The organism is Rhodococcus sp. 14-2470-1b (assembly GCF_002259415.1).
Taxonomy (GTDB): Bacteria; Actinomycetota; Actinomycetes; order Mycobacteriales; family Mycobacteriaceae; genus Rhodococcoides.
Genome location: NZ_NPFY01000035.1, coordinates 114,233 through 138,101 on the forward strand (window position 1 = coordinate 114,233; position 23,869 = coordinate 138,101).

General features: G+C 64.5%; 21 protein-coding genes and 1 pseudogene. 13 read left to right on the forward strand and 9 right to left on the reverse strand.

All coding sequences use genetic code 11. From position 1 onward, the window contains the following. Positions 1-92: 92 nt before the first annotated feature. From CH293_RS23720 to CH293_RS23730, 3 genes are read left to right on the forward strand one after another with little or no spacing between them, the layout of a single operon-like run. The gene (locus CH293_RS23720) at positions 93-881 is read left to right on the forward strand and encodes an SDR family oxidoreductase (protein WP_037113212.1); all 789 of its coding nucleotides are present in this window, start codon (positions 93-95) and stop codon (positions 879-881) included. Beyond that, positions 878-1,996: a lycopene cyclase family protein gene (locus tag CH293_RS23725; RefSeq protein WP_094721662.1), complete on the forward strand. Its 1,119-nt coding sequence runs from the start codon at positions 878-880 to the stop codon at positions 1,994-1,996. Before CH293_RS23720 ends, CH293_RS23725 begins: the two co-directional genes overlap by 4 nt. Before the next feature lie 53 nt (positions 1,997-2,049). Beyond that, positions 2,050-2,994, forward strand: a complete 945-nt coding sequence (locus CH293_RS23730) for a Ku protein (RefSeq protein WP_094721663.1) — start codon at positions 2,050-2,052, stop codon at positions 2,992-2,994. Positions 2,995-3,051: 57 nt separating this feature from the next. Here the strand turns inward: CH293_RS23730 and CH293_RS23735 are convergent, their stop codons facing one another. From CH293_RS23735 to CH293_RS23765, 7 genes and pseudogenes are all read right to left on the reverse strand, one after another. Continuing rightward, positions 3,052-3,441, reverse strand: a complete 390-nt coding sequence (locus CH293_RS23735; protein ID WP_037113210.1) for a metal-sulfur cluster assembly factor — start codon at positions 3,439-3,441, stop codon at positions 3,052-3,054. Between the two features lie 11 nt (positions 3,442-3,452). Continuing rightward, positions 3,453-3,944, reverse strand: coding sequence for a Fe-S cluster assembly sulfur transfer protein SufU (gene sufU, locus CH293_RS23740; protein ID WP_037113209.1), 492 nt, complete (start codon positions 3,942-3,944; stop codon positions 3,453-3,455). Positions 3,945-4,063: 119 nt separating this feature from the next. Next, positions 4,064-5,320, reverse strand: a pseudogene (locus tag CH293_RS23745) (cysteine desulfurase); the annotation flags it as partial. 2 nt (positions 5,321-5,322) lie between these two features. Continuing rightward, positions 5,323-6,099, reverse strand: a complete 777-nt coding sequence (gene sufC, locus CH293_RS23750; RefSeq protein ID WP_020110107.1) for a Fe-S cluster assembly ATPase SufC — start codon at positions 6,097-6,099, stop codon at positions 5,323-5,325. Between the two features lie 29 nt (positions 6,100-6,128). Further along, the gene (sufD, locus tag CH293_RS23755) at positions 6,129-7,346 is read right to left on the reverse strand and encodes a Fe-S cluster assembly protein SufD (protein WP_094721664.1); all 1,218 of its coding nucleotides are present in this window, start codon (positions 7,344-7,346) and stop codon (positions 6,129-6,131) included. After that, the gene (sufB, locus tag CH293_RS23760; RefSeq protein WP_019666341.1) at positions 7,347-8,792 is read right to left on the reverse strand and encodes a Fe-S cluster assembly protein SufB; all 1,446 of its coding nucleotides are present in this window, start codon (positions 8,790-8,792) and stop codon (positions 7,347-7,349) included. After that, a complete protein-coding gene (locus CH293_RS23765; protein ID WP_094721665.1) occupies positions 8,789-9,613 on the reverse strand; it encodes a metalloregulator ArsR/SmtB family transcription factor in 825 nt (274 codons plus the stop codon). The genes sufB and CH293_RS23765 overlap by 4 nt, the downstream gene beginning before the upstream one ends. Positions 9,614-9,882: 269 nt before the next feature. Here CH293_RS23765 and mptB point away from each other — a divergent pair, with 269 nt between their 5' ends. From mptB to CH293_RS23785, 4 genes are read left to right on the forward strand one after another with little or no spacing between them, the layout of a single operon-like run. Continuing rightward, positions 9,883-11,538 (forward strand): polyprenol phosphomannose-dependent alpha 1,6 mannosyltransferase MptB, encoded by a 1,656-nt coding sequence (gene mptB, locus CH293_RS23770; RefSeq protein ID WP_241483930.1) that lies wholly within the window; start codon positions 9,883-9,885, stop codon positions 11,536-11,538. Then, the gene (locus tag CH293_RS23775; protein WP_241483920.1) at positions 11,535-12,497 is read left to right on the forward strand and encodes an ABC transporter ATP-binding protein; all 963 of its coding nucleotides are present in this window, start codon (positions 11,535-11,537) and stop codon (positions 12,495-12,497) included. Before mptB ends, CH293_RS23775 begins: the two co-directional genes overlap by 4 nt. Further along, positions 12,494-13,294: an ABC transporter permease gene (locus CH293_RS23780; protein ID WP_094721666.1), complete on the forward strand. Its 801-nt coding sequence runs from the start codon at positions 12,494-12,496 to the stop codon at positions 13,292-13,294. The genes CH293_RS23775 and CH293_RS23780 overlap by 4 nt, the downstream gene beginning before the upstream one ends. 56 nt (positions 13,295-13,350) lie before the next feature. Next, positions 13,351-14,334, forward strand: coding sequence for a heme A synthase (locus CH293_RS23785; protein ID WP_052059557.1), 984 nt, complete (start codon positions 13,351-13,353; stop codon positions 14,332-14,334). Between the two features lie 119 nt (positions 14,335-14,453). Here the strand turns inward: CH293_RS23785 and CH293_RS23790 are convergent, their stop codons facing one another. Then, positions 14,454-14,837, reverse strand: a complete 384-nt coding sequence (locus CH293_RS23790; protein WP_094721667.1) for a hypothetical protein — start codon at positions 14,835-14,837, stop codon at positions 14,454-14,456. 73 nt (positions 14,838-14,910) lie between these two features. Between CH293_RS23790 and CH293_RS23795 the strand changes: the two genes are divergently transcribed. After that, positions 14,911-15,876, forward strand: coding sequence for a quinone oxidoreductase (locus CH293_RS23795; protein ID WP_176460099.1), 966 nt, complete (start codon positions 14,911-14,913; stop codon positions 15,874-15,876). A 7-nt stretch (positions 15,877-15,883) separates the two neighbouring features. Here the strand turns inward: CH293_RS23795 and CH293_RS23800 are convergent, their stop codons facing one another. Next, complete coding sequence (locus CH293_RS23800) at positions 15,884-16,915, reverse strand: heme o synthase (RefSeq protein WP_037113199.1); 1,032 nt, start codon at positions 16,913-16,915, stop codon at positions 15,884-15,886. Between the two features lie 293 nt (positions 16,916-17,208). Here CH293_RS23800 and tkt point away from each other — a divergent pair, with 293 nt between their 5' ends. Genes tkt through pgl form a run of 5 tightly spaced genes read left to right on the forward strand, consistent with a single transcriptional unit; the run spans position 17,209 to position 23,643 of the window. Next, positions 17,209-19,308, forward strand: a complete 2,100-nt coding sequence (gene tkt / locus CH293_RS23805) for a transketolase (RefSeq protein WP_094721669.1) — start codon at positions 17,209-17,211, stop codon at positions 19,306-19,308. 3 nt (positions 19,309-19,311) lie between these two features. Then, the gene (tal, locus tag CH293_RS23810; RefSeq protein WP_094721670.1) at positions 19,312-20,436 is read left to right on the forward strand and encodes a transaldolase; all 1,125 of its coding nucleotides are present in this window, start codon (positions 19,312-19,314) and stop codon (positions 20,434-20,436) included. 3 nt (positions 20,437-20,439) lie between these two features. Continuing rightward, the gene (zwf, locus tag CH293_RS23815) at positions 20,440-21,996 is read left to right on the forward strand and encodes a glucose-6-phosphate dehydrogenase (RefSeq protein WP_037113194.1); all 1,557 of its coding nucleotides are present in this window, start codon (positions 20,440-20,442) and stop codon (positions 21,994-21,996) included. Continuing rightward, positions 21,993-22,901: a glucose-6-phosphate dehydrogenase assembly protein OpcA gene (gene opcA / locus CH293_RS23820; protein WP_342585482.1), complete on the forward strand. Its 909-nt coding sequence runs from the start codon at positions 21,993-21,995 to the stop codon at positions 22,899-22,901. Before zwf ends, opcA begins: the two co-directional genes overlap by 4 nt. Continuing rightward, on the forward strand, positions 22,894-23,643 hold the full coding sequence (gene pgl / locus CH293_RS23825) for a 6-phosphogluconolactonase (RefSeq protein WP_037113191.1): 750 nt from the start codon (positions 22,894-22,896) through the stop codon (positions 23,641-23,643). The genes opcA and pgl overlap by 8 nt, the downstream gene beginning before the upstream one ends. Positions 23,644-23,869: the final 226 nt, after the last annotated feature.

The following is a 23,869-nucleotide window of genomic DNA, read 5'->3' on the forward strand; positions in this document are numbered from 1 at the left end:
CGAGGAGTCGAAGACAGAGCAACCACTCATTTTAGACCGTCGAACGGCGTGCTCCGACCACCCGCGCCAGTGACACCGGTAACGTCACGCCCATGACAGCCGCGAACACTGCACCACGCAAGGATCTGACCGGAAGAACCGCTCTGGTGACCGGCGCCAGCCGGGGAATCGGCAAGGCGATAGCCGCCGAGTTGCTCGGGCGCGGCGCGAACGTTGCCATCACCGCCCGCAAGCCGGAACCGCTCGCCGACGCTGCCGGTGAACTGCAGGCTGCGGCACCAGAAGGCGCGAAGGTCCTGACCATCGCCGGTAACGCAGGTGACGCAGAGTCTCGTCGCGAAGCGGTCGATCGAACGGTTGCCGAACTCGGGTCTCTGGACATTCTGGTCAACAACACGGGCATCAACCCGGTGTACGGGTCGCTGATGGAAGCAGACCTCGCCGGCGTGAAGAAGATTTTCGACACCAATGTGGTGGCAACTCTCGGATTCGTGCAGGAGGCATACCGAGGTTGGATGAAGGACCACGGCGGCGCCGTCGTCAACCTCGCCAGCGTTGCAGGCATCCGGTCGACCGGTGTCATCGCGGCGTACGGAGCGTCGAAGGCTGCGCTCATCAGGTTGACGGAGGAACTGGCCTGGCAGCTCGGACCGACGATTCGGGTCAATGCAGTGGCCCCCGGCGTCGTGAAGACCAAATTCGCCGAAGCATTGGTCGCCGCAGGTGAGGACGCGGCCGCGGCGATGTACCCGATGAAGCGATTGGGCGTACCCGAGGACGTCGCCTCCTTGGTCGCGTTTCTCGTATCGGACGAATCATCCTGGCTCACCGGCGAGACCGTTCGGATCGACGGAGGTCTGCTGGCCACCGGAGGGCTGTGAACGCCTCCCGTTCCGCCGATGTCGTGGTGGTCGGACTCGGCCCGGCGGGTCGCGCGCTGAGTGCCAGAGCCTCCGCAGCGGGGATGACGGTGATCGCCGTAGACCCACACCCCGACAGAACTTGGACGCCCACCTACTCCGCGTGGTCGGACGAGCTACCGGCTTGGCTCTCCCCCGATGTCGTGGCCACGCGAACCTCCAGCCCCACCGTCTTCACCACGGCTCGACGATCGATCGAACGCCCGTATTGCGTTCTCGACACTGCTGCACTGCAACGCAGCCTCCGCTCCGACGCCGTTCAGGAGGTGCAGGCTCACGCCGAGTCCGTCCGTGCGCATTCGGTGACCCTCGCCGACGGCACGCTGCTCGGTGCCGGAACCGTCGTCGACGCCCGCGGAACGATCGGCGAGATCGGCCTCGCCGAACAGACCGCGTTCGGAATCATGGTGCCGAGAGACATCGCGGCACCGGCACTCGACGGCGTCGACGCGTGGTTCATGGACTGGCGCCGCGACAACGGTGCGGCACCGACGGATGTCCCCAGCTTCCTGTACGCGGTGTCGACCGACCCCGAGACCGTATTGCTGGAGGAGACCTGTCTGGTGGGACGTCCGGCGTTGAGCTTCGCCGTCCTCGAAGAGCGCCTACGGACTCGTTTGCGGAACAGAGGCGTAGTCGTCTCGGGCACAGAACCTGTCGAGCGGGTCAGATTTCCCGTCCAGCCGCCACCGGCGAACGGTGCGGAACGCGGGGTGGTTCGATTCGGAGCCCGATCGTCGATGATGCATCCTGCAACCGGCTACAGCGTCGCGGCCTCGCTCACCGCAGCCGACGAGGTGGTCGACTACATCAGGCGAGGTGAGCGCGTCGGCTCGCTGTCGATCTGGGCGGTACAGAAGCTGCGCAACCTCGGACTTCGAACCGCCCTCGGACTCCAACCGGAGCTCGTTCCACACTTCTTCGCAAGCTTCTTCGATCTGCCGGTGGCGCTGCAGCGCGCCTACCTGTCCGGACGGGCGGACCCCAAGGGCACCGCACTGGCGATGACCCGCATGTTTCCAACGCTGCCCACCGAGGCCAGGATTGCGATAGCGCGAACAGTTGCAGGCCGATAGTTTTCTGCCCATTGGGGTCGACTGACGCACGTATCTCGTGAATCATGAACCCCATGCGTTCCATTTGGAAGGGATCGATCGCCTTCGGGCTCGTCAACGTCCCGGTGAAGGTCTACTCCGCGACCGAGACACACGACATCAGGTTCCACCAGGTGCACGCGAAGGACGGCGGCCGCATCAAGTACGACAGGGTGTGCTCCGAGTGCGGTAACTCGGTGCAGTTCGCGGACATCGACAAGGCCTACGACTCCCCCGACGGTGAACGCGTCATCCTCACCGACCAGGATTTCGACAAGCTACCTGCCGCGGAGAAACACGAGATCCCCGTGCTCGAGTTCGTTCCGACGGAGCAGATCGATCCGATTCTGTTCGACAAGAGCTATTTCCTCGAACCCGATTCGTCGTCCCCCAAGGCGTACGTTCTGCTGCGCCAGACCTTGCTCGAAACCGAGCGAACCGCGCTCGTGCATTTCACTCTCCGGCAGAAGACGCGTTTGGCCGCCCTGCGCGTACGCGACGACGTTCTGGTGATCCAGACGCTGCTCTGGCCCGACGAGGTTCGAGCCGCCGAGTTCCCGTCGCTCGACGACGCCCCCAGTGCGCGCCCGCAAGAAGTGAAGATGGCGACGTCGCTGGTGGAAAGCATGTCGTCGGATTTCGATCCCACCGAGTTCACCGACGACTACCAGATCGAACTCCGCAAGCTCATCGACGACACCATCGCCAACGGTGGGGAAAAGGTAATACAGACCGACGAATCGTCGTCCGACGACGGCGAGGACGCCGAGGTGGTGGACCTGGTCGCCGCGCTACAGCGGAGTGTCGAAGCTGCGGGCAAGAACGCGAAGAGTTCCAGCAGTTCGTCGCAACCCGCTGAGAAGACAGCCGGGAAGAAGGCTCCGGCCAAAAAAGCGGCAGCCAAGAAGGCACCCGCAAAGAAGGCGGCTGCTGCAAAGAAGACCGCCGCCAAAAGTACTCAGGCACGCAAAGGAGCCTGAGTACTTCCTGCTCCGTGAACTTCGTTCGCCGCGAGCTCGGTCCTCGGAGCGCTGTCGCTACACCGTGAAGCCGAGCGCCCTGAGCTGCTCTCGACCGTCGTCGGTGATCTTGTCCGGGCCCCACGGCGGCATCCAGACCCAGTTGATCTTCAGGTCCGAACACAGTCCGCTGCGGACGAGCGCACCGCGCGCCTGATCCTCGATCACGTCGGTCAACGGGCATGCCGCCGACGTCAAGGTCATGTCGATCGTGACGATCTCCTCGTCATCGATCTTGATGTCGTACACGAGACCCAGGTCGACGACATTGATGCCCAGTTCCGGGTCCACGACGTCACGCATCGCTTCTTCGAGATCCTCGAGGACCTTGATCTCCTCCGGGGTCAACGGTGCAGGCACCTGGTCGGTCTCGGTCGTCTCTGTCACCGTGGTGTCAGTTTCGGTCATTCTTGCCGTCCCTACGATCGTGCGGGTTCAACAGGCCCCGCTGTGTTCTCGTTCTGTGTCGGGCTCTCGTCCACTATTCGAACAACCGCGTCCTTGAAAGCCATCCATCCCAGCAACGCGCACTTCACACGCGCGGGATACTTCGACACTCCGGCGAAAGCGATTCCGTCACCGATGACCTCCTCGTCACCTTCGACGGTACCCCGGCTGCCGACCATCTCGTTGAACGATTCGACGATCTTCAGCGCGTCCCCCACCGACTGCCCGACGACCTGATCGGTCAGCACAGACGTCGACGCCTGACTGATCGAGCACCCCTGACCGTCGTAGGACACATCGTCGACGGTGCCGTCATCGGAGATGTGCACGCGGAGCGTCACTTCGTCACCACACGTCGGATTGACGTGATGGACCTCGGCACCGAACGGCTCACGCAGGCCGCGGCCGTGCGGATGCTTGTAGTGATCCAGGATCACCTCTTGATACATCTGCTCCATTCGCATCAAGCACCCCCAGCCTCTCGAGCCACTCCTGCAGGCTCCGCTCCCACCCCACTACGGGTCACTCCTGCAGGCTCCGCTCCCACCCCACTACGGGTCACTCCTGCAGGCTCCGCTCCCACCCCGAAGAACGTCTGCGCCCGGCGTATTGCATTCGCCAGGACAGCGACCTCGTCCACAGTGTTGTACAGAGCGAAGGACGCCCGTGCGGTCGCGGCGACGCCGAACCTGCGGTGCAGGGGCCAGGCGCAGTGGTGACCGACTCTGATGGCAACACCCTCGTCGTCGAGGATCTGCCCCAGGTCGTGGGCGTGGATCCCGTCCACGACGAACGAGACTGCGGAACCTCGGTTCACGTTCTCGGTCGGCCCGATCACTCGGACGCCGTCGATCGCTGCGAACTCGGCCAAAGTAGCTGCCACGAGGGTCTTCTCGTGCGCCGCAATGGCGTCGATACCGATGCGCTCGATGTACTGCACTGCCGCACCGAGTCCGACGACCTGCGATGTCATCGGCACGCCCGCTTCGAACCGCTGCGGCGGCGGCGCGTACGTCGTCTTCTCCATCGTCACGGTCTCGATCATGGAACCACCGGTGATGAACGGCGGCATCGCTTCGAGTAGCTCACGTCTGCCGTACAACACACCGACCCCGGACGGTCCGAGCATCTTGTGCCCGGAGAACGCCGCATAGTCGACGTCGAGCGCGTGGAAATCCACGCTCATGTGGGGCACCGACTGGCATGCGTCGAGTACGACGAGCGCACCTACGGCCCGCGCTCGCCGCACCAGCTCGTCGACCGGCGCCACTGCGCCGGTGACATTGGACTGGTGGGTGAACGCGACGACCTTCACGCGCTCGGTGAGCTCGAGTGAATCCAGGTCGATTCGTCCGTCCTCGGTCACGCCGTACCACCGCAGTGTCGCACCGGTTCGTCGTGCGAGTTCCTGCCACGGAACGAGATTGGCGTGGTGCTCGAGCTCGGTGATCACGATCTCGTCGCCAGGACCGACCCGTCGATCGAACCGGTCGTCACCGAGCACGTGCGTCACGAGATTCAACGACTCGGTCGCGTTCTTCGTGAACACGACCTCGTCCACGTCGGAACCGACGAAGGATGCGATCAGCGCCCGGGCACCCTCGTACGCATCGGTGGCTTCTTCGGCGAGTTGGTGTGCGCCGCGGTGTACGGCAGCGTTGCACGTGACGAGGAAGTCCCGCTCGGCGTCGAGAACCTGCACCGGGCGCTGCGAGGTAGCCCCGGAATCCAAGTACACCAACGGTTTGTCGTCACGAACGGTCCTCGCCAGGATCGGAAAATCCGCGCGGATCGACGTGACGTCGAAGGCGCTGTCTTTCAGAGCAGCCGGCGCGACCATCCTCACGCTCCTGTCGGTGCAGCCTGAGTGAACCCTGCGTATCCGTTGGCCTCGAGCTCGTCGGCGAGCTCTGCTCCGCCGGACTGAACGATCTTGCCGCCGACGAACACGTGCACGAAGTCCGGCTTGATGTAGCGCAGGATGCGGGTGTAGTGGGTGATCAGCAGCACGCCGCCGTCCTCGCGCTCCTTGTACGTGTTCACGCCCTCGGACACGACACGGAGGGCATCGACGTCGAGCCCGGAGTCGGTCTCGTCGAGGATCGCGATCTTCGGCTTGAGCAGGCCGAGCTGCAGAATCTCGTGGCGCTTCTTCTCGCCGCCGGAGAATCCTTCGTTGACACTGCGCTCGGCGAATTCTTCCTTGATCTCGAGTTCGCCCATCGCGGTCTTGACCTCTTTGACCCAGTGACGGAGCTTGGGTGCGTCGCCACGCACGGCAGTTGCCGCGGTACGAAGGAAGTTGGACATCGAGACGCCGGGAACCTCGACGGGGTACTGCATCGCGAGGAAGAGTCCGGCGCGAGCACGCTCGTCGACGCTCATCTCCAGAACGTCCTCGCCGTCGAGAGTGATCGTTCCCGACGTGACGGTGTACTTGGGGTGGCCTGCGATGGCGTAGGACAGCGTCGATTTGCCGGATCCGTTGGGACCCATGATGGCGTGCGTCTCACCGGAACGCACCGTGAGATCGACGCCATTGAGAATGTCGATCGGCTCTGCAGTGGCATCGGAGTTCGCGACGCTGACGTGGAGGTCGCGGATTTCGAGCGTGGACATGAAAATTCCTTACGAAGTTCGATGAATGACTAGGCGCCGGTGACAGCGAGTTCGGTCTCGATCGCAGCGTCGAGACGCTCGCGGACCGCAGGAACCGGGATGCGGTTGATGATCTCGTGGAAGAAGCCGCGCACGATCAACCGTCGTGCGGCGTCCTCGGAGATGCCACGAGCGCGCAGGTAGAACAGCTGCTCGTCGTCGAAACGGCCGGTGGCGCTTGCGTGCCCGGCACCGAGGATTTCACCGGTCTCGATTTCCAGGTTCGGCACCGAGTCGGCGCGTGCACCGTCGGTGAGTACGAGGTTGCGGTTGAACTCGAACGTCGAGGTGTCCTCGGCTTCGGCGCGAATGAGGACATCGCCGATCCAGACTGTGTGTGCGTCGACTTTCCCCGGGCCTGCTTCGCCTTGCAGAGCGCCCTTGTAGAGCACGTTGGACTTGCACTTGGGTGCAGTGTGATCGACCAGCAGTCGCTGCTCGAGGTGCTGACCGGCATCTGCGAAGTAGAGACCGAGCAGCTCGGCGTCGCCGCCCGGCGCGTCGTAGTGCACCGTCGGGCTGACCCGAACCAGGTCGCCGCCGAGGCTGACGTTGAAATGTCGCAGCACTGCGTCACGACCGAGCCGGGCGTGGTGCGCCGCGACATGCACTGCGTCGGATTCCCAGTCCTGGATCAGCACGACCGTGAGCTGCGCGCTGTCGTCGACAACGAATTCGATGTTCTCGGCGTACGTTCCGCTACCGACCTGGTCGATGACGACGGTCGCGACGGCGAACTTCTCGAGCCGAATCTGCAGGTGCCCGTACGCGATCGCGTCGGCACCGGGGCCGGTGACGGTGATCTCGATGGGCTCGGCGACTTCGTTCTCCGAGGCGACGGTCACGACCGTCGCGTCGGAGAACGACGAGTACGCCTGCGCTGCAATGCGATCGGCCGGCACGCCGGCCACACCGATCCGAGCGTCGTCGCGGGCCACGGTCTCGACAGTCACGCCGGCGGCGTCGGACACCGTGATGTTCGCACCCGCCGTGGCAACCGCCGAGCCGTCGTGGAGCCCGCGAAGGCGCCGCAGAGGCGTGAACCGCCACAGCTCGTCCCGACCGGACGGAATTTCGAACGCGTTCACGTCGTAGGAGGTGAACTGGGCGCCCTTGTTGGCGACCAGCTTGGACTTGTCTTCACGAGCCGGATTCTCCGACGTCACTGCGTCGATCACACCGTTCGCGGGTACCGCTGGGTTGCTCACTTAACCGACCGATCCTTCCATCTGAAGCTCGATGAGCCGGTTGAGCTCGAGCGCGTATTCCATGGGTAGTTCGCGGGCGATCGGCTCCACGAAGCCGCGGACCACCATCGCCATGGCCTCGTCCTCGGTGAGACCGCGGCTCATCAGGTAGAAGAGCTGATCGTCGCTGACCTTCGACACTGTCGCCTCGTGGCCCATCGACACGTCGTCTTCACGGATGTCGACGTACGGGTAGGTGTCCGAGCGCGAGATCGTGTCGACCAGCAGCGCGTCGCACTTCACCGTCGAACGCGAGCCGTGCGCACCCTTGTTGATCTGGATCAGACCTCGGTACGAGGTACGTCCGCCACCGCGGGCCACCGACTTGCTGACGATGTTCGACGACGTGTGCGGCGCGAGGTGCAGCATCTTGGAACCGGTGTCCTGGTGCTGGTCCGGTCCGGCGAACGCGACCGACAGAACCTCACCCTTGGCGTACTCGCCGGTCATCCACACGGCCGGGTACTTCATGGTGACCTTGGAGCCGATGTTGCCGTCGATCCACTCCATCGTCGCGCCTGCCTCTGCCTTGGCGCGCTTGGTGACCAGGTTGTACACGTTGTTGGACCAGTTCTGGATGGTCGTGTAGCGGCACCGACCGCCCTTCTTCACGATGATCTCCACGACCGCCGAGTGCAGCGAGTCCGACTTGTAGATCGGCGCCGTGCATCCCTCGACGTAGTGCACGTATGCGCCCTCGTCGACGATGATCAGCGTCCGCTCGAACTGCCCCATGTTCTCGGTGTTGATGCGGAAGTAGGCCTGCAGCGGAATGTCGACGTGCACGCCGGGCGGCACGTAGATGAACGATCCGCCGGACCACACTGCGGTATTCAACGCGGAGAACTTGTTGTCACCGGCAGGAATCACGGTGCCGAAGTACTCGCGGAACAGCTCGGGCTGTTCCTTCAGCGCCGTATCGGTGTCGAGGAACAGGACACCCTGCGCCTCGAGATCCTCACGAATCGAGTGGTAGACGACCTCGGACTCGTACTGCGCCGCAACTCCGGACACGAGGCGCTGCTTCTCTGCCTCGGGGATGCCGAGCTTGTCGTACGTGTTCTTGATGTCCTCGGGCAGGTCGTCCCACGTCGCCGCCTGCTTCTCGGACGAACGCACGAAGTACTTGATGTTGTCGAAGTCGATGCCGTCGAGATCGGAACCCCAGTTGGGCATCGGCTTACGGTCGAAGGTCTTGAGCGCCTTCAACCGAGCCTCCAGCATCCACTCCGGCTCGCTCTTCTTCGCGGAGATGTCCCGCACGACGGCCTCGGACAGGCCTCGCTGCGCGCTCGCGCCTGCGACGTCCGAGTCCGACCAGCCGTAGCCGTAGTTGCCGAGCGAGGCAATGGTCTCGTCCTGAGTCATCGGCACTGCTGGTGTCACCTGATCTGGTGTGACGGTCATGCGAGCTCCTTCCGGAGGCTTGTGCGATGTCCGGTACTGGGCTGAGCACCGGACGGGGTGGAGGGGGTGGACAGATCGACTGGGTTGGTCAAGGGCACGTGCGTGGTGCAGGCGCAGTCACCGTTGGCGATGGTGGCCAGACGCTGCACGTGAGTACCGAGCAGCTCGGCGAAGGCCTCGCGCTCGGCGTGGCACAACTCGGGGAATTCGGATGCCACGTGCGACACCGGGCAGTGGTGCTGGCAGATCTGGACGCCGTTACCCACCACCCGCGTCGATGCAGCGAAGCCGGCCGCGGTGAACGCGTCGGCGATGCGATCTGCGGCCTCCTCGATGTCCGACGGCTCGTCGCCGCTGATCGGTTCGAGGTCCGCGACGATCGCGTCGACTCGCTGGCGCGCGAAAGTTTCGATCGCTGCGTCTCCGCCGATCTTTCGCAGCTGCCGCATCGCGGCACCGGCCAGATCGTCGTACGTGTGTCCCAGCTTGTTCCGCCCGGCCGCTGTCAACTGGAAGTGCTTGGCAGGGCGGCCTCGGCCTCGCTGCCGGAGGGCAGCGGCGGGCGCGACCCGAGCTTCTCCGTTGTCGATCAGGGCTTCGAGGTGACGGCGAACACCGGCGGCGCTCAGACCGAGCCTGGTACCGATGTCCGACGCGGTGATCGGGCCCTCTTCGAGAAGTAGAGTCACCACAGCACTCCGGGTTTGACCTTCGTGGCCGACGCCGGAAGTGCCGACACCACCAGCAGGCGTGTGAGCAGGAGCGATTGTGCCGTTGCCGGCGCTTTCGCGTGCGCGCGCCGCGGTAGTCGTGGTTTTCACAACACCAGTGTGACGGAATTGATTGCACTGGTCCAGCAAGGGTGCCCTTCTTCACCTGGTGGCGTCACCAGGGAATATCGCAGGCCGAGCTCGTGTTGAGGTGCCGCTCTCATCCGAGAGGTCGAGTCGTTCGAGTGGCATGCATCGCGGCCGCGCGGCACCGCTACGCTCTTTTGGTGCCACCGACCGCTGACGAGCAGAACATCGAACCGAAGTCCGCGGTCTCCTCCGTCGACGTCGTGCGTCCGGTATCCGGTGTCGAGCGACGCGTGGTGCGGCCACTGCGTCGCCTGGTCGGGCTCGATGCCGATCAGCGTCAGTCGAGTGTGTCGATCCTTCACGGGGACGAGGCCGAATCACCCGGCCTGAATGCCACCGAGACCGGTCAGCTCCGCAGTATTCGCAGGTTCGGTGCTGCCGGCGCAATTCTGATGGCCGTGGGTGCTCTCGGCGCGGGAGCGCAGCCGGTGCTGCAGAACCCGGTTGTCGGCGTTCGAATCCTCAGCCTGCCGTCCCGGATGGCCACCACTGCGCTGACCGTGACGATGACCGGCACGGTGATGGTGGTGTTGGCCTGGCTGCTACTCGGCCGGTTCGCCGTCGGACGCCTGCGCGGCGGCACGGCTCCGCGGCGCTTGACGCGATCGCAGTTGGACAGAACCCTGCTGCTGTGGATTCTTCCGTTGTGTGTCGCTCCGCCGATGTTCAGCCGCGACGTCTATTCCTACCTCGCGCAGAGCGAGATCACTGCTCGAGGCCTCGACCCCTACGAGATCGGCCCTGCCGGTGCATTGGGCGTGGACAACGTTCTCACGAGAACTGTCCCCAACATCTGGCGTGAGACGCCTGCGCCGTACGGTCCGCTGTTTCTCTGGATGGGCCGCGGGATCACGTGGTTGACCGGTGAGAACATCGTGGCCGGGATCTTCCTGCATCGACTTCTGGCGATCGCCGGTGTCGCGCTGATCGTCTGGGCACTGCCCAGGCTCGCGAAACGGTGCGGTGTGGCTGCGGTGAGCGCCCTGTGGCTGGGCGCGGCGAATCCTCTCCTGTTGTTCCACCTGGTGGCGGGTATTCACAACGAAGCGCTGATGATCGGATTGATGCTGGCGGGTACCGAGCTCGCGCTGCGCGCCATCGAGTCCGCGGATCCATTGAAGAAGACATCCCTGCTCCTGTTGTTGTCCGGCGCTGCTCTGATCGCGCTTTCCTCGACGGTGAAAATCCCCTCGCTCATCGCACTGGGGTTCGTGGGCATGGCCCTCGCTCGCAGGTGGGGAGGCAGCTTCCGGGCGGTCGCGTCGGCTGCCGCTCTGCTGGGAGCGGTGAGCGTCGTCATCATCGTCGGCGTCAGCGCGGTCAGTGGTCTCGGATTCGGGTGGGTGCACACCCTCGGCACCGCGGGAGTCGTGCGGAGTTGGATGTCCATCCCCACCATTCTCGGCCTGGGCACTGGGTTCGTCGGCGTACTTCTGGGGCTCGGTGACCACACCACCGCAGTGCTCAGCCTCACGAGACCGATCGCAGCGCTCGTCGCCGGCTTCATCGCACTGCGAATGCTCGTCGCCGTGCTGAAGGGACGCCTGCATCCGGTCGGCGCCCTCGGAGTGTCGCTCGGTGCCCTTGTGTTGCTTTTCCCCGTCGTTCAGCCCTGGTACCTGCTGTGGGCGGTCACTCCCCTTGCCGCCTGGGCGACGACACGGGCGTTCCGCGGGCCCGCCATCGTCTTCTCGTCGATCGTCAGCGTCATACTGATGCCGAACGGCAGCGAGTATCTTCCGTTCCAGATCGTTCAGGCTGCACTGATGACCATCTTGACCATCGGCATCCTGTTCCTGCTCACACGTTCACGGCTGCCGTGGCGAGGCGAGACCGGACCACCGGAACCCGGTCGACCGGTCGGGGAATACGCTGGTTCCTCGTGATCGCCGGTGCGCAGACCAGAAGCGGGGCGTCGAACTCGACGCAGCCCGCAGTGCAGCTGACAGACGTGACCAAGACGTACGACGGCACCGTAGCCGTGGACGGACTCGGATTCACCGTCGAGCGCGCCCAGGTACTCGCCCTTCTCGGACCCAACGGCGCGGGCAAGACGACGACGGTGGAGATGTGCGAGGGTTTCGTCGCACCCGAGTCCGGCTCCGTGCGCGTGCTCGGCCTCGATCCGATCACTCAATCGGCACAGCTACGGCCCCGCATCGGAGTGATGCTCCAGGGCGGAGGCGCCTACCCGGGTTCGAAAGCCGGCGAGATGTTGAAGCTCGTCGCCTCGTACTCGAACGACCCGCTGGACCCCGACTGGTTGCTGGACTGCCTCGGCCTCACGCAAGCGACGAAGACACCGTATCGGCGGCTGTCCGGTGGTCAGCAGCAGCGCCTCGCGCTGGCTTGTGCCATCGTCGGCCGCCCCGAACTGGTGTTTCTCGACGAGCCGACGGCCGGTCTCGACGCGCAGGCACGTCTGCTTGTCTGGGAACTCGTCGACGCACTTCGTCGTGACGGAGTCAGCGTGTTGTTGACCACACATCTGATGGACGAGGCCGAGCAGCTCGCCGACGAACTCGTCATCATCGACAACGGCAAGATCGTCGCGTCCGGGACGGCATCGGAACTGACGAAGCAGGGAGCGGAGGGGCGACTGCGATTCAGCGCGCCCGCCGGACTCGAATTGTCTTTGCTCGACGCGGCACTTCCGGCCGGGTACCACCCGGTCGAGGAAAGTGCCGGTTCGTACGCGATCGAGGGCGTGATCGAACCGTCGATACTGGTGACGGTGACGTCGTGGTGCGCCGAACAGAACGTACTGGCAACGGAACTGCAGGTGGATCAGCGACGGCTGGAAGACGTCTTCCTCGAATTGACCGGCAGGGAGCTCAGGAAATGACAGCTCGCAAAGACGTGCGGCTCGCGAGCAACAGGTTCGCCGAGGGACTGTTCGCACCGAAACCCGAACCCAGCTCGCCGATCACGATGTTGTCCGCTCAGGCGATGCTCGAGCTGAAGTTGCTTCTGCGCAACGGCGAACAACTGTTGCTGACGATGTTCATTCCGATCACCCTGCTGATCGGGCTCACGCTGCTGCCACTGGGTGCGATGGGCAACGAACCGGTGAATCAGGTCGTGCCCGCAGTGATGATGGTCGCGGTGATGTCCACGGCGTTCACCGGCCAAGCCATCGCCGTCGGATTCGATCGCCGCTACGGAGCACTCAAACGACTGGGTGCGACCCCACTGCCCAAGTGGGGAATCATCGCCGGAAAGTCCATCGCCGTTCTGCTCGTGGTGATTCTGCAGTCCGTGGTTCTCGGCGGAATCGGGCTGGCCCTCGGCTGGCGGCCGGAGGTCACCGGCCTGCTGCTCGGCGCCGTCGTGATCGCGCTGGGTACGACGACGTTCGCCACCATGGGTCTGCTGCTCGGCGGCACCCTCAAGGCAGAGATCGTCCTGGCTCTCGCGAACATCCTGTGGTTCGTGATGCTGGGAATCGGCTCTCTCGTCGTTCTCGCCGACGACCTGCCGACGACCCTGCACACGATCGCACGATTGGTGCCGTCGGGCGCGCTCGCGGAAGCACTCGGCCAGGCGGTCACCGGTTCCGTCGACGGGTTCGGAATCGCCGTTCTTCTCGGCTGGGCAGGACTGTGCGGCGTGTTCGCGAGTCGCTCGTTCCGCTTCACCTGAAATACCCCGCCGGGGTCAACGACAGCGTGTAGTTGATCGCCGTCTACCATCGCTACGTGCTGTATCGAGCGTATTTGCGCATTGTCGACCGCTTGCCGCTGCCCTCGGTGCGAGCGCAGAAGATCCTGGCGTTCGTCGTCATCCTGACTCAGGGCGGCATCGCCGTGACCGGCGCTGTAGTGCGTGTCACCGCGTCGGGTCTTGGTTGCCCGACGTGGCCGCAGTGCTTTCCCGGTAGCTTCACTCCCGTCGGAGTGTCCGAGGTCCCTGTACTCCACCAGGCCGTCGAGTTCGGCAACCGGCTTCTGACATTCGTCGTCGTGCTCGCCGCGGCAGCCATCGTTCTCGCTGTCACCCGGGCGCGCAGACGCAACAACGTGATCCTGTTCGCGTGGTTCATGCCACTGGGAACGGTCGTTCAGGCGATCCTGGGCGGTATCACAGTACTGACCGGCCTTCTGTGGTGGACTGTCGCCATCCACCTCTTGGCCTCGATGGCCATGGTGTGGCTCGCGACCCTTCTGTACTTCAAGGTTGCCGAATCCGACGAGGACACCGTAGTCGTCAAGACTGTCCCCGAACCGCTACGCCTGTTGACGGGCCTCTCCGGCGTCGTCATGGCAGGTGTGTTGGTGGCTGGGACGATGTTGACGGGCGCAGGACCGCACGCCGGCGACAAGAGCATCGACGAACCCGTCCCTCGTTTCGAGGTGGAGATCGTCACACTCGTGCACCTGCACGCGCAGCTCCTCGTGGCGTACCTCGCACTCCTGGTCGGTCTCGGGTTCGGCCTGTACGCAGTCAAGGCGACGCAGAACGTGACGACGCGGTTGAAGGTCCTGATCGCCATCGTGGTGGCGCAGTCTCTCGTGGGGGTTGTCCAGTACCTGAACGACGTGCCTGCCGCGCTCGTGGCCATTCACGTTGCGGGGGCGGGCGCGACGACTGCTGCTACCGCCGCCGTCTGGGCGGCCTGCAGGGTACGTACACCCGGCGAGGGCCGGACCGCCGAACACGCCGAAAACCTCGGCCCTGCATGACCCCGAACTAACGAGAGGAGAGGTAGCCGGTCTCCCCCTCAGACGACCGACTACCTCTCCCACTTAGATTTGACGGACCCGAACCCCGATCGGTTCCACCTCCACCGAAATCTTTCGAACTATTTCTCCAGAGCCGCGTTACGCGCCTTCGGGTATCGAGTCTGGCGAGCAACCCATCCCGCCATTTTGCGGTAATGCCCGGGAGCAGGGGTGACTGCGCTGACGAGTTCGCGATCCCACTCCGATTCGGTCAAACCGTCGACGGCGGCGACGAGGGCGTGCGCGACGTCGTTGTTCTCGACGACCTGATCGCCCAGCACGCCGTCGGCACCGACCAGGGTGACGCGCGTTCCGGCACGTCCGATCGGTTGGATCACGACATTTCCGGTTCCGCCGTGCTCTCCGACGAACGCCTTGACTGCCGAGAGGGCACCCGCGGGCACCTCGACCTTCGGCTCGGCCGCGTCGGTCTCACGCGATGTTGTCTCTGTTTCGGTCGCCATACCCGAAGACGATACCGCTCGGTAACTTCGCGTGGCCAGAACCCCTGGGAATCGGCAGGTGTACAAAGACACCATGCGTGCACTGGAGATCCGTGAACATGGTGGACCGGAGGTCCTCGTCCCCGTCGACATCGCCGAGCCGACTCCCGGCCCCGGCCAGTTGCTCGTGCGGCTCGAAGCCGCAGGCGTCAACTACATCGACACCTACTACCGCACCGGCCTGTACAAGCGCGAACTGCCGTACGTGCCCGGAGACGAGGGCTCGGGGGTGGTGGAGTCCGTCGGCGACGGGGTCGGCGAGTTCGTCGTCGGTCAGCGCGTTGCCTGGGCGACCGCGCCGGGTAGCTACGCCGAGAAAGTGATCGTTCCGGCGTCGGCCGCGGTAGCGGTACCCGATGGTGTTCCAGCCGAGCAGGCCGCATCCGCACTCCTGCAGGGCATGACGGCCCACTATCTCCTGAACTCGACCTACCCGGCCGCTGCGGGCGACACCGTGCTCGTGCACGCGGGAGCGGGTGGCGTCGGGCTCATCCTCACCCAACTCGCCGTCGCGGCGGGTGTTCGCGTGATCACGACGGTATCGACGGACGCCAAGGCCGAGCTGTCCCGACAAGCGGGTGCTTCGGAGGTCCTGAAATACAGCGACGACGTCGCAGCGAAAGTACGAGAATTGACCGACGGGGACGGCGCACACGCGGTGTACGACGGTGTCGGCGCCGCGACGTTCGAGCAGAGCCTCGCCTCGCTGCGCATACGTGGGACGCTCGCACTGTTCGGCGCAGCCAGCGGCGCGGTTCCGCCGTTCGATCCGCAGCGGCTCAACGGCGCCGGATCACTGTTCCTCACCCGGCCGACGCTGGCCCATCACTTACGAGATCGCAGCGAACTCGAATGGCGTGCGGGCGAGGTGTTCAAAGCGATAGCCGACGGAATTCTGACCGTTCGGGTGGGTGCGGTGCACCCGTTGTCCGACGCAGCGACGGCGCATACCGAGCTGGAAGGTCGCCGCACCACCGGCTCGGTCGTACTCGTTCCGTGAAAACGGCTCAGGAAAGGAGCTGGCTCACAGTGTCCCACCCGACGACCGAGTCCACGGCCAGACCACAGAACACCAGCGCCAAGTACTCGTTCGACAGGATGAACAACTTCAGCGGCTTGACCGGGGTGCCCGCGCGCACCCCGGCATACAGCCGGTGCGCCACGACGAGGAACCAGATTCCCGACGCGAGAGCGACCGCCGCGTAGATGACTCCCGAACCGGGCGCGAGTGCAAACGTCGCGACGACGGTGGCCCACGCGTACAGGACGATGTGCTTGGTCACCTTCGTTTCCGACGCCACTGCAGGCAGCATCGGGACATTGGCCGCCTGGTAGTCCTCCTTGTACCGAAGCATGAGGGCCCAGGTATGCGGCGGGGTCCAGAGGAAGATCACGAGGAACATGACAACGGCCTGCCAGCCGATAGTCCCGGTGACCGCGGACCAGCCGATCATCACGGGCATGCAGCCCGCGGCGCCGCCCCAGACGACGTTCTGAGACGTACGACGCTTGAGGACGAGGGTGTAGACGAAGATGTAGAAGCAGATCGTGACGACCGCGAGGATGCCGCTGAGCAGGTTTGTCGTGAACCACAGCCAGAAGAACGAGACGATTCCCAGGGTGACACCGAACACGAACGCGTGCGACACCGGCATCGCGCCACGCGCGAGCGGGCGTTTGGCTGTGCGAGCCATCACCTTGTCGATGTCCGCGTCGGCGACCATGTTGAGACAGTTGGCCGACGCGGCGGCCAGCATTCCACCGAACAAAGTGGTCAGGATCAGACCTGGCTGTACCTGGCCGCGATCGGCAAGAAGCATTGCCGGGATGGTTGTGACGAGCAGAAGTTCGATGACACGAGGCTTGGTCAGCGCGACGTACGCCATGACGAGAGCAAGCGCCCGCCGAGAAGCCGACTTCGCCGGCTCAGCTGAACCGTCCCGATGCCCGTCCTCGGTTCCACCAGCGGATCCGTCGTGCTCGGGATGACTGGGACCGCCTGCGAATCCGTGGCCGCCCGGCTGCTGCCCAATTCGCACTACGTCTCCTTGCACGGGCTCGACACTCATGAACGAGCAGCACGCACACCGGCACAAGACGTGAGGCGAGCGCACTACTAAAAGCGATGGTAGACGTGAACCACCTGCACTCCAATTCTCAGGGCACCCAAAGTGAAGAGACAGAGCCCCGTGACGACACAGCCCGGGGCTCGATGGGGGGAAGGCACGACAGCCGACGCGGACGGAACTAGGCTGGTAGTCGACGTGTTTCGATCTGCGACTGATCGAGCGCGTTCTGCCTCACTCGTACGAATGTCAGGAGATCTCTGCTCGTGTCGATCACAGACGATATTGACGTCCTCATTACAGCGCACCATCCCAGCGACTGGACGGACCTGGACACCAGGGCGGTCGACACTGTCAGAGTCCTCGCTGCCGATGCAGTGCAGAAGGTCGGCAACGGCCACCCCGGTACAGCGATGAGCCTCGCCCCGCTGGCCTACACCCTGTTCCAGCGGACCATGCGTCACGACCCGAACGACACGCACTGGATCGGGCGCGACCGATTCGTTCTCTCCTGTGGACACTCGAGCCTGACGCTGTACCTGCAGCTGTACTTGGGTGGCTTCGGCCTCGAACTCGTCGACATCGAGTCGTTGCGCACGTTCAAGTCCAAAACTCCAGGTCACCCGGAATTCCGCCACACGGATGGCGTGGAGATCACCACCGGACCTCTAGGCCAGGGATTGGCCTCCGCGGTGGGTATGGCCATGGCGTCGCGTCGCGAGCGTGGCTTGTTCGATCCCGAGCCCGCGCTCGGGACGAGTCCGTTCGACCATTACATCTACGTCATCGCATCCGACGGCGACATCGAAGAAGGTGTGACCTCGGAGGCGTCGTCGCTCGCCGGCACCCAGCAGCTCGGCAACCTCATCCTGTTCTACGACGACAACAAGATCTCCATCGAACACGCCACCGACATCGCGCTGTCGGAGAACACCGCCGCACGTTACGAGGCGTACGGCTGGCACGTCCAGGTAGTCGAAGGCGGCGAGAACGTCACTGCCATCGAGGAAGCAATCGAGGCTGCGAAAGCCGTGACCGACAAGCCGTCGATCATCGTGCTGCGCACCATCATCGGCTACCCGGCGCCGACGATGATGAACACCGGCGCTGTACACGGCGCCGCCCTCGGCGACGAGGAAATCGCCAAGGTCAAGAAGGCACTCGACTTCGACCCGGAAAAGACCTTCGAGGTCACCGACGAGGTCATCGCCCACACGCGCGGCCTGCAGGAGCGCGGCCGCAAGGCACACGCGGAGTGGAACACGGAGTTCGACGCGTGGGCTGCACGTGAGCCCGAGCGTAAGAAGTTGCTGGATCGCCTGACCGCGGGCGACCTCCCCGAGGGCTGGACCGACGTCCTGCCGACGTGGGAGCCCGGCAGCAAGGCAATCGCGACCCGCGCCGCGTCCGGCGACGTTCTGAGCGCGGTCGGACCTGTTCTTCCGGAACTCTGGGGCGGATCCGCCGACCTTGCCGGCAGCAACAACACCACGATCAAGGGCGCGAAGTCCTTCGGGCCGACGTCCATCTCCACCGACGATTGGGATGCCGAGCCCTACGGACGGACTCTGCACTTCGGTATCCGTGAGCACGCGATGGGCTCGATCCTGTCCGGCATCGTCATGCACGGGCCGACTCGGGCGTACGGCGGAACCTTCATGCAGTTCAGTGACTACATGCGTCCCGCTGTCCGGCTCGCGTCGTTGATGGACATCGACCCGATCTACGTCTGGACGCACGATTCCATCGGCCTCGGTGAAGACGGCCCGACGCATCAGCCCGTCGAGCACCTTGCCGCCCTGCGCGCCATTCCCAACCTGTCCGTCGTCCGCCCGGGTGACGCCAACGAAACGGCGTACGCCTGGCAGTCGACCCTCGCTCGATCCAGCAGCAGCGGACCCGTCGGCCTGGCGCTGACACGTCAGGGCATCCCGGTTCTCGAGGGCACCAGCTACGAGGGAGTCTCGAAGGGCGGGTATGTCCTCGTCGAGTCGTCGAAGGCTGCTCCGGACGTGATCCTGATCGGAACGGGTTCCGAGCTCCAGTACGCGGTCGAGGCACAGAAAACTCTGGAAGCCCAGGGAATCGCCGCACGGGTCGTATCCATGCCGTGTGTCGAGTGGTTCAACAGCCAGGACCAGAACTACCGCGACCAGGTGCTTCCGCCCACGGTCAAGGCGCGCGTCTCCATCGAGGCGGGCATCGCGATGCCGTGGTACCCGATCGTCGGCGGCTTCGGCGAGATCATCTCGCTCGAGCACTACGGCGAATCGGCCGACGCCAAAACGCTCTTCCGCGAGTACGGATTCACGGCCGACGCAGTGGTCGCCGCCGCGCAGCGCTCCATCACCAATGTGAAGGGATAACCCATGACCCAGAACAAGAACCTCGCAGACCTGTCCGCAGCAGGCGTATCCGTCTGGCTCGACGATCTGTCCCGCGACCGCATCACCTCCGGGAACCTGAAGGAGCTCATCGACAGCAAGAGCGTCGTCGGTGTCACCACCAACCCGTCGATCTTCCAGGCGGCTCTCAGCAAGGGTGATGCGTACGACGCTCAGGTCACCGAGCTCGCCGAGCGCGGAGCGGACGTCGACGCGACGATTCGCACCGTCACCACCGACGACGTGCGCAACGCCTGCGACATCTTTGCTCCGATCCACGAGTCCTCAGCAGGCGTCGACGGACGAGTATCGATCGAGGTCGATCCGCGTCTGGCCCACGACACCGAGAAGACGATCGCGCAAGCCGTCGAGCTGTGGAAGATCGTCGACCGGCCCAACGTGCTGATCAAGATCCCCGCGACCGAGGCAGGTATCCCTGCGATCGCCAAGGTCATCGGCGAGGGCATCAGCGTGAATGTCACGCTCATCTTCTCGGTCGAACGCTACGAGGCCGTCATCGGCGCGTATCTGGAGGGCTTGGAAGCTGCACGTGCGGCCGGCCACGATCTGTCGAAGATTCACTCCGTCGCCTCGTTCTTCGTCTCACGCGTCGACACCGAGATCGACGCTCGGCTGGACAAGATCGGCACGCCCGACGCCGAGGCGCTCAAAGGCAAGGCCGCACTCGCCAACGCTCGCCTGGCGTACGTCGCCTACCAGCAGGCGTTCGAGGTCGGGCCCCGCTTCCACGAGCTCGCAGGCTCGGGAGCACGCCCGCAGCGGCCGCTGTGGGCCTCCACCGGGGTCAAGAACCCGGCCTACCCCGACACGCTGTACGTGACCGACCTGGTATCGCCCAACACGGTCAACACGATGCCGGAGAAGACTCTGGATGCCGTCGCCGACCACGGCGAGGTATCGGGAGACACCATCTCCAGTAAGGGCCCCGAATCCCAGGAGGTCTTCGACCAGCTGTCCGCGATCGGAATCGACGTGACGGATGTGTTCCTCACTCTCGAGAACGAGGGCGTGCAGAAGTTCGAGGCGTCTTGGAGCGAGTTGCTCGAAGCCACCGGCGAGCAGCTGCGTCAAGCAGGCCAGAAGAGCTGAGACGTGGCCACCGCAGAAACCGATCAGAAGGATTCCGCGGAGTGGCACAACCCACTTCGCGATCCACGTGACAAGCGTCTTCCGCGGATCGCGGGGCCCTGCAGCCTCGTGATCTTCGGTGTCACCGGCGACCTCGCCCGTAAGAAGCTCATGCCTGCGGTGTACGACTTGGCGAACCGGGGGCTCCTGCCCCCCGGTTTCGCCCTCGTCGGATTCGCGCGGCGAGAGTGGGAGAACGAGGACTTCGCGCAGATCGTGCACGACGCGGTCCGCGATCACGCCCGCACGCCGTTCAGCGAGGAGGTGTGGAACACCCTCGCGGAGGGATTTCGATTCGTTCAGGGATCGTTCGACGACGACGCGGCGTTCGACAGCCTGTCGGCCACGCTCGCCGAACTGGACGAAACCCGCGGCACCGGGGGAAATCACGCCTTCTACCTGTCGATCCCTCCCGGCGCCTTCCCTGTCGTTCTGGAACAGCTCTCCCGCTCCGGCCTCGCTCAGCGTGAGGAAGGCAAGTGGCGCCGAGTCGTCATCGAGAAGCCGTTCGGGCACGATCTGGACAGCGCCAAGGAACTGAACGCGGTCGTGAACAGGGTGTTCCCCGAGGACACCGTCTTCCGCATCGATCACTACTTGGGCAAGGAAACCGTCCAGAACATTCTGGCTCTGCGCTTCGCGAATCAGTTGTTCGATCCCATCTGGAATGCCCACTACGTCGACCACGTGCAGATCACGATGGCCGAGGACATCGGATTGGGCGGTCGCGCAGGGTATTACGACGGTATCGGCGCGGCCCGGGACGTCATCCAGAATCACTTGCTGCAGTTGCTGGCGATCACGGCGATGGAAGAACCGGTGAGCTTCAGCCCGTCGGAGCTGCAGTCGGAGAAGATCAAGGTTCTCTCCGCCACCAAGGCCGCCGAACCGTTCGCCGAGACCACCGCCAGGGGTCAGTACGCAGCCGGGTGGCAGGGCAGCCAGAAGGTCAAGGGGCTCAAGGAGGAAGAGGGATTCGACCCCGAGTCGAACACCGAAACCTACGCCGCCATCACACTCGAGGTCGACACGAGACGCTGGGGCGGAGTTCCGTTCTATCTGCGGACCGGAAAGGCTCTGGGACGCAGGGTCACCGAGATCGCCATGGTGTTCAAACGCGCGCCACACCTGCCGTTCGATGCCACCATGACCGAGGAACTCGGCCAGAATGCGCTCGTCATCAGGGTCCAGCCCGACGAGGGCGTGACCATGCGATTCGGTTCGAAGGTGCCTGGGTCGAGCATGCAGGTCCGCGACGTCAGCATGGACTTCAGCTACGGTCAGGCCTTCACCGAATCTTCACCGGAGGCGTACGAACGGCTCATCCTCGACGTACTGCTCGGCGAACCGTCATTGTTCCCCGTCAATGCCGAGGTCGAGTTGTCCTGGAAGATCCTGGATCCGATCCTCGACTTCTGGGCGTCGGGCGGCACCGCTGAGCCGTACGAGGCGGGCACCTGGGGTCCGGAGACAGCCGACGAGATGATGCAACGCACCGGACGCGAATGGAGAAGGCCGTGATTGTCGACATTCCTTCGACGACGACAGCCGAGGTGGGAAAGCAACTGGTCTCCCTCCGGGAGTCGGGCGGTGCCGTGACCATCGGGCGTGTGCTGACGCTGATCGTCGTCAGCAAGGACGCCACGAAGGCGGAGTCCGCGATCGAAGCGGCGAACGAGGCGTCACGGGAGCATCCGTGCCGCGTCATCGTGCTGATCCACGGAGACCGGTCCGCGGAGTCGAGCCTCGACGCGCAGATTCGTGTCGGGGGCGACGCAGGAGCGTCCGAGGTCGTCGTCCTTCGCCTCAACGGCGAACTGGCGGATCACGAACACAGCGTCGTCATACCGTTTCTGCTGCCGGACACCCCGATCGTCGCCTGGTGGCCCAACGAAGCACCTGCCGTTCCTGCTCAGGATCCCTTGGGCCGGCTCGCAATTCGCCGTATCACCGATGCGACCAATGCACCGGACACGACGGCGGCGATCAAGAGCAGGTTGTCCAGTTACACCGACGGAGACACCGACCTGTCGTGGAGCCGAATCACGTATTGGCGTGGGCTACTCGCCACGGCCCTGGATCAGGCACCGCACGAATCCGTCGTCTCCGCGGTGGTCTCGGGTCTGGCCGAGGAGCCTGCACTGGACATTCTCGCCGGTTGGCTCGCTGCCAAGCTGGAGGTACCGGTCCATCGTCGAACGGGCGAGCTGAAGGTCGTGTTGGATCGCGAGACCACCAGCATCTCGATCACCCGTCCGCAGACCGGAAAGACGGCCACGCTGCGCAGAACCGGCCAACCCGATGCGGAGGTCGCGCTCGCTCGACGTGGCACCCGCGAGTGTTTGGCCGAGGAGCTCAGGCGCCTCGATACCGACGAAATCTACGAACTGGCCTTGAAGGGTCTGTCGAAGGTGAGCTATGAGTAAGAAATCCGTCCTGCAGTTTCTCGACGCCCAGTCACTGGTCGACGCAGCTCGATCCCGCTTCGTCGACGTGGTCGTGGCGGCTCAGGCCGAACGCGGCGTCGCGTCGGTCGTGCTGACCGGCGGCGGCACCGGCGTCGCGCTTCTGGAGGCTCTCCGCGCGGATTCCGGAGCCATCGACTGGGGACAGGTCGACGTCTACTTCGGCGACGAACGTTTCCTTCCCGCAGGCGATTCCGAACGCAACGAGGTGCAGGCCTCGCAGGCTCTACTAGATCATGTGGGTGTGCACCCGGACCGAGTGTTCCGCATGGCGGCGTCGGACGGTCCACACGGCAGCGATCCCGAGGTGGCTGCGGCAACGTACGCGCAGATCCTCGGCGCCCGCTCCAACGGTGAGCACACACCGGAATTCGACGTGCACCTGCTCGGTATGGGCGGTGAGGGACATATCAATTCTCTGTTCCCGCACACCGACGCCGTTCGCGAACAGCATCGGTACGTGGTGGCCGTCGAGGATTCTCCGAAACCGCCGCCGGTACGAATCACGCTGACGTTGCCTGCCGTCCGACGTGCGAAGCACGTGTGGCTGTTGGTCTCCGGGGACGCCAAGGCGGACGCGGTGGCCGCAGCGGTCGGCGGCGCCGACTCCGACGACGTCCCGTCGGCGGGGGCGGTCGGATCGGAATCGACCGTGTGGTTCCTCGATGCAGGTGCGGCGTCGAAGCTGGAGAACAGCAACTAGATTCGAGCAGCGGCAGACGACCCGGCGGCGCCGGTACCCGATTCGTCACGGGGTACCGGCGCCGTCGGCGTCCGAGTCGCGTGTGCTCGCTGTGTCGTCCGCGTCCTTCGCTGTCGGTGGTGTCCGACGCGCCGACCGGGCAGAACGGTACGCCGAGCCGTCGCGCCAGGACTTGGCGTCAGTTCTGCACTGCCTCATACCTAGTCAGACGCAGCCGACACGGCGC

Excerpts from the sequence above, each read along its gene's own strand:
- CH293_RS23720 (WP_037113212.1), top strand. The coding sequence starts at position 93 with ATGACAGCCGCGAACACTGCACCACGCAAGGATCTGACCGGAAGAACC.
- CH293_RS23730 (WP_094721663.1), top strand. The coding sequence starts at position 2,050 with ATGCGTTCCATTTGGAAGGGATCGATCGCCTTCGGGCTCGTCAACGTC.
- CH293_RS23735 (WP_037113210.1), bottom strand. The coding sequence starts at position 3,441 with ATGACCGAAACTGACACCACGGTGACAGAGACGACCGAGACCGACCAG.
- sufU (WP_037113209.1), bottom strand. The coding sequence starts at position 3,944 with ATGCGAATGGAGCAGATGTATCAAGAGGTGATCCTGGATCACTACAAG.
- sufC (WP_020110107.1), bottom strand. The coding sequence starts at position 6,099 with ATGTCCACGCTCGAAATCCGCGACCTCCACGTCAGCGTCGCGAACTCC.
- sufB (WP_019666341.1), bottom strand. The coding sequence starts at position 8,792 with ATGACCGTCACACCAGATCAGGTGACACCAGCAGTGCCGATGACTCAG.
- CH293_RS23780 (WP_094721666.1), top strand. The coding sequence starts at position 12,494 with ATGACAGCTCGCAAAGACGTGCGGCTCGCGAGCAACAGGTTCGCCGAG.
- CH293_RS23790 (WP_094721667.1), bottom strand. The coding sequence starts at position 14,837 with ATGGCGACCGAAACAGAGACAACATCGCGTGAGACCGACGCGGCCGAG.
- CH293_RS23795 (WP_176460099.1), top strand. The coding sequence starts at position 14,911 with ATGCGTGCACTGGAGATCCGTGAACATGGTGGACCGGAGGTCCTCGTC.
- tal (WP_094721670.1), top strand. The coding sequence starts at position 19,312 with ATGACCCAGAACAAGAACCTCGCAGACCTGTCCGCAGCAGGCGTATCC.
- pgl (WP_037113191.1), top strand. The coding sequence starts at position 22,894 with ATGAGTAAGAAATCCGTCCTGCAGTTTCTCGACGCCCAGTCACTGGTC.